This window comes from Fusobacterium perfoetens ATCC 29250, assembly GCF_000622245.1.
Lineage (GTDB): Bacteria > Fusobacteriota > Fusobacteriia > Fusobacteriales > Fusobacteriaceae > Fusobacterium_B > Fusobacterium_B perfoetens.
In genome coordinates, this window is record NZ_JHXW01000026.1 from 1 (window position 1) to 1,310 (window position 1,310).

General features: G+C 44.4%; 1 rRNA gene. It reads left to right on the top strand.

What is annotated here, in order from left to right:
• Positions 1–87: 87 nt before the first annotated feature.
• Positions 88–1,310 (top strand): 23S ribosomal RNA (locus T364_RS0106920); the annotation flags it as partial.

Below are 1,310 nucleotides of genomic sequence, written 5' to 3' on the forward strand. Positions count from 1 at the left end.
TTTGAACATTGGAAACTACATAGTAATTAGAGAAACCAAACAATTTTACTAAATTTTTTAGTAGAGTTAGCAAACTTAAATTTAAAGATTAAGAGAATTAAGGGCACACGGTGGATGCCTAGGTAATAAGAGCCGATGAAGGACGTGGTAAGCTGCGATAAGCCTGGAGTAGTTGCAATCGAACTTTGATCCCAGGATTTCCCAATGGAGAAATCTACTAAGATGAAGTCTTAGTGTGAAAACGGTAACCAGATGAACTGAAACATCTAAGTAGTCTGAGGAAAAGAAAGTAAAAACGATTCCCTAAGTAGCGGCGAGCGAACGGGGACCAAGTCTAAATCGCGTAAGTGTCAAGAATGCAGTCGTTGCTTACGCGAGGTTGTGGGAAGCTTTTTGAAGAACTGCAAGATATTCAACGAGTTGTTTCAAAGAATTAGAATAAGTTGGAAAACTTAACCATAGAAGGTGATAGTCCTGTATAGGTAATTTGTAACAATCGTAAAGCTCTCCCGAGTAGCACGGAACACGAGGAATTCTGTGTGAATCAGCGAGGACCATATCTCGTAAGACTAAATACTCTTGTTAACCGATAGCGTATAGTACCGTGAGGGAAAGGTGAAAAGAACCCCGGGAGGGGAGTGAAATAGAACCTGAAATCGTGTGCTTACAAGCGGTCAGAGCCCGTAAGGGTGATGGCGTGCCTTTTGGAGAATGATCCTGCGAGTTACGTTTAACGGCAAGGTTAAGTATACCGGAGCCGTAGGGAAACCGAGTCTTAATAGGGCGCTAAGTCGTTAGGCGTAGACGCGAAACTTGGTGATCTAATCCTGTCCAGGGTGAAGCTGTGGTAAGACACAGTGGAGGCCCGAACTCACCGCCGTTGAAAAGTTGGGAGATGAGATAGGTTTAGGGGTGAAACGCCAATCGAACTGAGAGATAGCTCGTTCTCTCCGAAATGCATTTAGGTGCAGCCTTAAGAATTAAATTACGGGGGTAGAGCACTGAATAGTCTAGGGGGCATATTGCTTACCGAAGCTAACCAAACTCCGAATACCGTAATTTTTAATCTTAGGAGTGAGACTATGGGTACTAAGATCCATGGTCAAAAGGGAAACAACCCAGACCGTCAGCTAAGGTCCCTAATTATAGCTAAGTGGGAAAGGAGGTGGAGATTCCCAAACAACCAGGAGGTTGGCTTAGAAGCAGCCATACCTTTAAAGAGTGCGTAATAGCTCACTGGTCGAGAGTCTCTGCGCCGACAATGTAACGGGGCTAAGCTATAAACCGAAGCTACGGAATCGCGTAAGCGA